We start from the raw sequence: 8,685 nt of genomic DNA, 5'->3' as shown, positions 1-8,685 counted from the left end.
GAGGTCAAATTCAGCCCTTCTTGGGTCAAAGAGTAATCGGTTGGCTTCCACTGATCGATCACCAACAAAGAATTCAGAATCTCCATCAAACTCCAACCAAGGACCGACGATATAATCCGCCTGATCTACAGGTACACCCATACCATCTCTTGCGATTTCATGGATTTTCATAAATTCTTCAAAGGCCAATTTATTGTCCCCAAACCTCCCTGCTTTTGCATTGAAAGGTACTTTTTCACCAAGTCTGTAAGAAATATTCATCAAGTGACCCAAGGTGCAACTGTAATGCGCGTCATACATATTGCCATTGGCCATCATTGGATCATTGGCGCGGCAGGCATTTACAAAGCTACCGAAAGCGCCTCCCGGAGTCATGGGTACTTTCTTTACATCAACATTGCGTGCTTGGCTTCCATTGTGTGACTTATATTCTCCATCGATCAGCTTGCCTCCATCTTCAAAATAGAAGCGGTTGGTCACTTCCCTAACATAGCCTTCATGGTTGGCATTTCTAACGTTGAAAAACACTTGTTGGCCATTGGCAAATTCTGCTATAGCAAACATTGTATTTGGTGTTTCTCCCTGATCATCCCAGTTGAATCTGCCACCCATTGCCATTACCCTTACGGGGTGTGTATTGGCCACTTCATCATCCAAGGCCCAATAGGCCACGTCCAGTTGATGGGTCCCCTGGTTGTTTAACTCTCCATTACCAACTTGCCAATTCCAGTGCCAGTTGTAATGAACCAGATTTTCATTGTACTGATCGATTACTGCAGGACCTTTCCATAAATTCCAATCCAAATGGCTTGGTGGGGCAGTATTGGGTTTGTAACCTATGCCTTCCCTTGGCTTACAAGCAAAGCCATGGGAAACCAGCATTTTACCGTATTTTCCGGATTTAATATCACTTACCTGATCGCGCCATTCGTCACTACTCCTTCTTTGAGCGCCATGTTGCACGACTATTCCATATTTTTCGGCGGCAGCCAGTGCAATTCGTCCTTCGTGGACATCATGACTTGCCGGCTTTTCAACGTAGCAATGTTTTCCATTTTGTGCGGCCCACACCACCATTAGGGAGTGCCAGCTATTTGGAGTTGCCACACTGATGGCATCGATGTCTTTCATTTCAAGCACTCGGCGAACATCTGCTTCACCTTTTACTCTATTGCTTTTGGTTTCTCCACTTCGAAGAGATTGTACACGTTCATTGAGTACATTTTTGTCAGGATCTACTAAATAGGCAATCTCAACGTTCTCTAATTTTGAGAAATTTCCGATATGGGATTTACCTCGGCCATTGACTCCACATACAGCCATCCTAAAACGATCGTTGGCACCAATTATGGAACCATAAGATTTTGCACTAAAGCTCATGGCTCCAATGGTTAATCCACTTGCTCCAAAAATAGATTTCTTGATAAATTCTCTTCTTTGTTTCATGATTTGGGTTTGATAATACTTTTAGAATGAATACATAAGTAAAAGAAAATTGAGATTTAATTCAAGTTTTGCCCAATTTATTATTTGATTGGTAGCAGTGTGGGATCATTAATTTCGAATCCCTGTGAAATGATTGGTATTTGGCCTCCCAAGCTTTTATGTAGCTTTGGAAATAGGGTCTAACTAATACGGGCGAAGCTTTCGAAGGTGAAATTTATGGCTAAAAATCAGTTTTTCTACTGTCCTGATAAATTAGGATAGGAGCTTTTCATTCATAGAAAAACAAAGAATATTCATCATAAAAAAATATACTGATTCCATGTAAAAAAATCAGCAAAAAAATTGAGCTGGAAATTACATAGCTGGGAAAAAAAACTTTTGCAAGCAGTGCTTATGAGGCTTTCAAAAGGGTGTCAATCAATTCTGATGGGGTTTGAATACGGGCAATTTTGTCATCTTCCAGTTCTTTCTTCAACTCGTATTCTAATTCGAAGATCAACCCTGAGACAAAAATTTTGTCCATCCTCAAATCGTAGTAAAAGTTGGCAGCTTTTTTCTTTCCTGTTAAAGGAATTCCGTAAGATTGGAAAATTCCTATGGCCTTGCGCATTGCAGTAATATTGTTCATAGCATTAAGTTCAATCCAGAATCAATACGGAGATACCTTTTGTTTTGTTGTGTATTTCAACAAATCTTTTCATTAAAATTTGTTAAACAACCAAAATCAAGGGTCAATTTTTACTTTAAGTTTGGTTTTTGCTTAATTAGAGTTCACCAATCCTTTTGCCTTTTCGTCTTAAAAATTGTTGGTTTTTAGGTGAGCCGATAAGCTGTGAATTGTAGATACCGGAGTGACCACTGAACAGGTAAGCCAAGACACATGCCAAGCCAATGTACACGCCTGATTCAGCCCCAAAAAGTTCAATTCCCATTAAAGTGCAGGCCAAAGGAGTGTTGGTTGCTCCGGAAAAAACACTCACAAATCCCATGCCTGCCAATAAGGCAACGGGCAATGGAATTATTGCTGACAAGGCATTGCCCAAGGTGGCACCGGTATAGAACAAGGGTGTCACCTCTCCACCTTTAAATCCTGAGCCTAAGGTCAAGGAAGTTTTGGCTATTTTTACTAAGAAATCATACCAAGGGAGGTCTTGAGAAAAGGAATCTACGATGGTGGGAATTCCCAAACCAATGTATTTGGTGTCTCCTATTATAAAGACGGAGGCAGCTATGATCACACCGCCTACCACCGGTCTAAAAGGTGGGTATTTAATTTTTTTACTAAAATAATTTGACCAAAAATGCGTGGATTTTGAAAAAAGCCTGGCTGCCAACCCAAAGCATATTCCTGCGGGGATCACCCAAAACACATTGATGAGGTCAAAGACCGGCACTGTCGGGATTGAGTATTCGGTATGGTGAACCAACCAAACCCCTTCGCAGGCATAATTGGCAATAATTGCAGCAAGAAAAGCCGGAAGAATAGATTCGTATCGAAGCCTGCCTATAATTAGCCATTCCAAGGCAAATACAGCACCGGCAAGTGGCGTTCCAAATACAGAAGCAAATCCAGCTGCCACTCCCACTGTTATGACCATCTTGCGATCATCCGTTTTAAGGTTAAACCACTTCGTAAATTGATCTGCTATCGCTCCTCCCATTTGTATGGCAGTGCCCTCCCTTCCTGCCGAACCACCAAAAAGATGCGTTAGCAAGGTGCCTAGAAGTACCAAAGGAGCCATTTTCAACGGAATTATCTTTAAGGGATTATAAAATTCTTCTAAAAGTTGATTGTTTCCCTTGACTACAGAAGTGCCAAAACGATGGTATATCCAGCCAATAAAAAACCCTCCTATTGGTAAAAATAGAATGATCCAAAGGTTGGATTCCCTGTATTGAGTGACCCAGTAGAGGGAAGTTAAAAACAAGGCCGAAGCAGATCCTACCAAGCTCCCAATGATCAGCGCCAAAACCAGCCATTTAGCAGCGTAAGCCACATTGGGGATTAATTCTTTAAAAATAAATTTGTTAAACAAAAGGAGGTTTCGGTTCCTATTTGACATGTATTGAACAATTTAGATTCCGGAAAACGATAAGCCGGAATGAATACATTTTTTGTTCAGCAGGAAACATTTTCCGGAACCTTTGTGTAAATGAGTTGAGCTCATTACTTGAGATACTGCAAATTGGCTCCTTATAGTATCCCCTGTCTAATTGCCCACAAATATAGGTAAACATTTGATAAAAGTTTTACTGCGCATACGCAAGGCTGAGGCGCGGATTTTAGGGGATTCACTCACTTATTGTGGCCAACTTTTCTTATAATTACCTGTAATTTCACCAAGTTACGCTTCACTAATTTATTGCTTACATGTGGACTTTAAAGACCCTCAAATCTTTTATAGCATTTTTTGCTATTGTTCGCATGGTGGAATAATTTTTGTGGCGTGTAATTTTCGTTTATTAAGATTTCAGGGTAGCAATTAATTATGCAAAATATACTAATCACCGGAGGATCAGGACTTGTAGGTACTTCTGTAACAAAAACACTGGAAGCCGAAGGCAAAAAAGTGGCTTGGTTAAGCAGAAGTCCAAAAAAATACGATCAAAAGGCTTTCTTTTGGGATCCGAAAAAGGGCGAATTGGATGAGAAAGGAATAGATTGGGCAGATGCTATAATCCATCTGGCAGGTGCCGGTGTGGCGGAGAAAAAATGGACTGACCAACGCAAAAAAGTAATTTTGAATAGTAGGCTTAAAAGCAGTAATCTGCTCTATGAAGCATTAAAGAAGTCCAAAAATAAGCCCAAAGCCATGGTTTGTTCCAGTGCCGTGGGTTATTATGGATTTGATACCGGGGAGAAATTGGTTTTTGAAGGAGATCCTGCAGGGAATGATTTTTTGGCGGATGTTGTGAAGCAATGGGAGAATGCTACAGAAAAATTTCAGGATTTGGAGATCCGTACTGTGATTTTTCGGATTGGGATAGTGTTGGCCAAAGAAGGTGGAGCTTTGAAAGAAATGCTAAAGCCACCTGTTGCAGCACCACTGGGTTCAGGCCAACAATATTTGAGTTGGATTTTTATCGAAGATTTGTCCGCAATGTTTGCCTATGCCCTTGAAAATCATGGATTGTCCGGCATATATAATGCCGTAGGTCCTGTCCCTGTCACCAATAAAATTCTCACCCAAAGGGCTGCCGAATACAAAGGGAAACCTTTTGTAAATATAGGAGTTCCCTCATTTGCTCTTAAACTAGGACTAGGAGAGATGGCCAATATGATTTTAGGGGGAAACCGGGTGAGCAATGAAAAAATAGAAGGTACAGGTTTCAAATTTGAATATGGAGACCTTAACCTTGCTTTGAAAAAAATATTCTCCTAAAGTTTTGACGACTGGTCGTATTATTTATAAAAAACCTCATAATTTCATTCTTGAAAAGACTGGTCTGTATTCTTGCGTATTAAACCTAACTAAAAATGAAAAGAGGACTATTTAGCAGTGCATTATTATTTCTATTTTTTGTAGTTGGTGCTCAGGATATTAATCTTGATTATTACCTTCCGGATGATTATACCTATGATGAGAATATTGCAATACCTTCCTCCATTTTAGGTTTTGAAGTGGGTGAGTGGCATGCCAATCATACCCAAGTGGTCAACTATTACAGGGCGGTGGCCGAGCAATCCTCTAGGGCAACCTTAATCAACTATGGCAGTACTTACGAAAAAAGACCTTTGTTGATGTTGGCCGTTTCGTCTCCTAAAAATATCAAACAACTGGATAAGTTAAAAGAGCAGCGTGGAGGATTAAGGTATCCTGATTTTAAATCTGATCTTCAAGGTATGCCAGTGGTAATGTATATGGGGCATTCGGTTCATGGAAATGAATCTTCCGGGGTAAATGCCTCATTGCTTTCTGCCTATCACTTTACAGCAGCTAAAGAAATAGAAGAAGATTTAGACAATATTATCTTGTTAATAGACCCTGCCATAAATCCGGATGGAATCAACCGGTTTGCTTCTTGGGTCAATAGTCATAAAAGTTATTATCCCAATGGGGACCGAAACAACCGGGAGCTCAATGAAACCTGGCCTAGAGGGAGAACAAATCATTACTGGTTCGATTTAAACAGGGATTGGATACCCGTCCAGCATCCTGAATCTCAAGGGAGGATTGCTCAACTGCAGGCCTGGCTACCAAATATCGTTCTTGATTTTCACGAAATGGGTACGGACAATACCTACTTTTTTCAGCCAGGTATACCGAGTCGAAACAACCCGCTTACACCGGCTAAGAATTTTGAACTGACAGAAAAAATTGCTGGGTATCATGCCAAATACCTGGATAAAATAGGTTCACTCTATTATTCCAAAGAAAGTTTTGATGATTATTATTTCGGTAAAGGTTCTACCTATCCGGATATCCAGGGGGCCGTGGGAATTCTATTTGAGCAGGCCTCTTCCAGGGGGCACCTGCAAGAAAATGTTTTTGGAGAAATATCATTTCCATTTACCATCAGAAATCAATTTACTACGGCACTTTCTTCCTTCGATGCAGCCATAGACCTCAGGGTAGAATTGAATACTTATATGTCAGACTTTTATAAGGAGGCAAAGGAAGCGTATACTAATGATGACAACAAGGCGATAATTTTTGGTGCTTTAGAGGATTATGGCAGAACATTTCATTTTGCAGATGTTTTATTGCGCCACGATATACAGCTTTATAGTTTAGAAGAAGATGTCACTCTAAATGGCGTGCCTTTCAAATCAGGAAAGTCATTCATTGTTCCATTGGATCAACCTCAATACAGGCTTATCAACTCCTTGTTTGAAACAAGGACTACTTTTCAGGATAGTTTGTTCTATGACGTGTCTACATGGAACCTACCCATGTCATTCAATTTAAACTATATGTCGCTAAGCAGTAAGATTTTAAATCTTGCTAAAGTAGAAAATGTAAGCAAAGGCCTCACTTTTAAGAAGGGTGAAGTTGTTGGTAAAGCAGGTGCCTACAGTTATGCCTTTGAATGGGAGGAATATTATGCCCCAAAGGCCTTGTATAAGTTAATGGATCTTGGTTATCAAGTAAGGGTTAGTCATAAGGAGTTCCAGACCAAGGATAAGAAAAGCTTTGGTAGAGGAACCATATTGGTTGAAAAAGGAAATTCAGATCGGAGTGAGGAGGCGTTTTATGAAGACCTTAAATCAATAGCTGCCACTACAGGTATTAATATTCATGCTTTGACTACGGGGCTTACAGCCGGTGTAAATCTTGGTTCACCCAGTATCAGTGTGTTGAAAAAACCATCCATTGCCCTTCTAGTGGACGATGGTGTGGGCAGTTCTGATGCAGGAGAAATATGGCATCTTTTTGATCAGAGAATGGAGATTCCAATTACTTTGATGCCTACACATAGGATGTCAGGAGCTGATCTCAATAGGTACAATGTGATCATATTGCCCACCGGAAATTACGGAGGTTTTGGTGAGAGAGAAGCCGAAAAGCTAAAGACCTGGGTTCAAAAAGGAGGTACGCTAATTAGTAGGGGGTCTGCGATGAATTGGTTAGCCAAAAATGACATCGCAGTGTTTAATTTTGCCAGTGCAGATTATTCTGACAGTACCAGCCAAAAGAAATACGCTGATTTAACCAACGATAGAGGAGCAAAAGTAACCGGAGGGGCTATTTTCAAGGCAAAATTAGATGTGACTCATCCTATTGGGTATGGGTATAAGACCGGAGATATACATGTATTTAAACGAGGGAATCAATTTCTCGAGCTGTCGGGAAATCCTTACGCTAATCCTGTGGTTTATACTAATGATCCACTAGCAAGCGGCTATGTGCATCCAAAAAACCTGGAATCGATAAAAAACAAAGGTGTGGTTCAAGTTTCGGGAAAAGGTAGAGGAAAGACCATAGGCTTTGTTGATAACCCAAATTTTAGGGCTTTTTGGTATGGAACCAATAAAATGTTTTTAAATGCAGTTTTCTTTGGACAGACCATTAATAGCGCTTCCACCAGGTAGGTTGTGCTGTTCTTTTTCTGATTACCGTTTAATTTTTTGGGTTAAAATCTTTTTATTCAAGGAAAATCAAAAATTTTAAGCTGTAAATTCTTCATTGCCTTATTTTTCAAATTACTTTTCTTTAATTTGCAAGTTCAAAGGCTCATTATGAAAAGAAAGCTATTTCCTTTAGATAAAAATTATATTCTACGGCAAGCCCAGGAAGCTGTGGAGAAGGAGATGATGCAAATGATGGTGGATGAACTGAAAAAAGCCTTTACACTATTGTTCAATCCTCTCGAATTGCATGATGATACGTATTTAAAAATTCTTTCCGTAAAGTCATTTCCTGATGAACATTTGTCGATTATTTATCAGCAGTTGGCTGGCATTTTTAGGTATAAATTTGGTTCCAACCAATTGGAGTTGAGATTTGACGGTAAGAGTCATTTCGAAAAATACCAAGAAGACTGGAGGCAAACACTTCAAAAGTGGGTACAAGGCCTAGGTCAGGATCCGGCTTATGTAAAAAACTTGCTTAGGATGACATTGCTTTATGATACGCCTTCTCGTGCTTTGTTTGCAGAAAATAGGTGTAAGTCCTTATTGAACGAGCATTTTGGCCTTCTAATTATCAAGAGAAAAGGGGATCTATTAATGAAGTTGGGAAGCTAATCAAGCTTCCAGAATTTAATCAACTGATTCCAAAACAGACCTGAAAGAAACAAATTGGCTTCCAAACTTTTCTTTGAGGATCTCACTAAGTACTTCTGCATACCTTTCTTGAAAGAATTCTAAGTCTTCAAGGTTTTCTGCCAAAAATTGAGCGGAAAAATTTATTCCATTCCCATTGTCTTCCTGCAATAGTCGAAAAAAACGTTTTTCGTAAAAGAGTCCGGTTTGCATCACCCTACTGAGGTATTCCTGTTTCATCCAGGCAATAAACTCTTCCTCCCTATCCCTATCAATATTTATAGTTACGTTATAAAGTACCATTTGATTGACCTTTATGGCTTGTGTGATTCAATTTATGTTAAATTCGTATTCATTCTTTCGAACAAAAGTGTAAAGAAACACTTATACTATATTGAAAACAAAAATAATACCTCAATATTTAATTTTCTGTTTTATATGCCCAAAATCAAAAAGAGCTGGATGAGCTTCAGGCCTGAAAAAACGCTATTAGCTAAAATCTTTATTACAATTTTACACCTAGTAGGGTTGTT

At 39.5% G+C, this 8,685-nt stretch carries 7 protein-coding genes; 3 read left to right on the top strand and 4 right to left on the bottom strand.

Annotated features, from left to right (window positions below; genetic code table 11):
• The 3 genes from AAC037_RS12815 to AAC037_RS12805 form a co-directional block, all read right to left on the bottom strand.
• Positions 1-1,446 (bottom strand): Gfo/Idh/MocA family oxidoreductase (locus tag AAC037_RS12815; RefSeq protein ID WP_339903363.1); only part of this gene is annotated, 1,446 nt, incomplete at its 3' end.
• Between the two features lie 391 nt (positions 1,447-1,837).
• On the bottom strand, positions 1,838-2,074 hold the full coding sequence (locus AAC037_RS12810) for a hypothetical protein (protein ID WP_014020075.1): 237 nt from the start codon (positions 2,072-2,074) through the stop codon (positions 1,838-1,840).
• A gap of 136 nt (positions 2,075-2,210) precedes the next feature.
• A complete protein-coding gene (locus tag AAC037_RS12805; RefSeq protein ID WP_339903362.1) occupies positions 2,211-3,509 on the bottom strand; it encodes a voltage-gated chloride channel family protein in 1,299 nt (432 codons plus the stop codon).
• Between the two features lie 426 nt (positions 3,510-3,935).
• Between AAC037_RS12805 and AAC037_RS12800 the strand changes: the two genes are divergently transcribed.
• From AAC037_RS12800 to AAC037_RS12790, 3 genes are all read left to right on the top strand, one after another.
• Positions 3,936-4,829 (top strand): TIGR01777 family oxidoreductase, encoded by an 894-nt coding sequence (locus AAC037_RS12800; protein WP_339903361.1) that lies wholly within the window; start codon positions 3,936-3,938, stop codon positions 4,827-4,829.
• Between the two features lie 95 nt (positions 4,830-4,924).
• Positions 4,925-7,480 carry a M14 family metallopeptidase gene (locus AAC037_RS12795; RefSeq protein WP_339903360.1) on the top strand — a complete coding sequence of 852 codons (2,556 nt, stop codon included), beginning with the start codon at positions 4,925-4,927 and terminating at the stop codon, positions 7,478-7,480.
• A gap of 147 nt (positions 7,481-7,627) precedes the next feature.
• Positions 7,628-8,134, top strand: a complete 507-nt coding sequence (locus tag AAC037_RS12790) for a hypothetical protein (RefSeq protein ID WP_339903359.1) — start codon at positions 7,628-7,630, stop codon at positions 8,132-8,134.
• Between the two features lie 15 nt (positions 8,135-8,149).
• Here the strand turns inward: AAC037_RS12790 and AAC037_RS12785 are convergent, their stop codons facing one another.
• The gene (locus AAC037_RS12785; RefSeq protein ID WP_339903358.1) at positions 8,150-8,455 is read right to left on the bottom strand and encodes a DUF4286 family protein; all 306 of its coding nucleotides are present in this window, start codon (positions 8,453-8,455) and stop codon (positions 8,150-8,152) included.
• Positions 8,456-8,685 lie beyond the last annotated feature (230 nt).

This window comes from uncultured Cyclobacterium sp. (genome assembly GCF_963976465.1).
Lineage (GTDB): Bacteria > Bacteroidota > Bacteroidia > Cytophagales > Cyclobacteriaceae > Cyclobacterium.
Note: the sequence above shows the minus strand (reverse complement) of the source record. Positions and strands in the feature narration are given on the sequence as shown.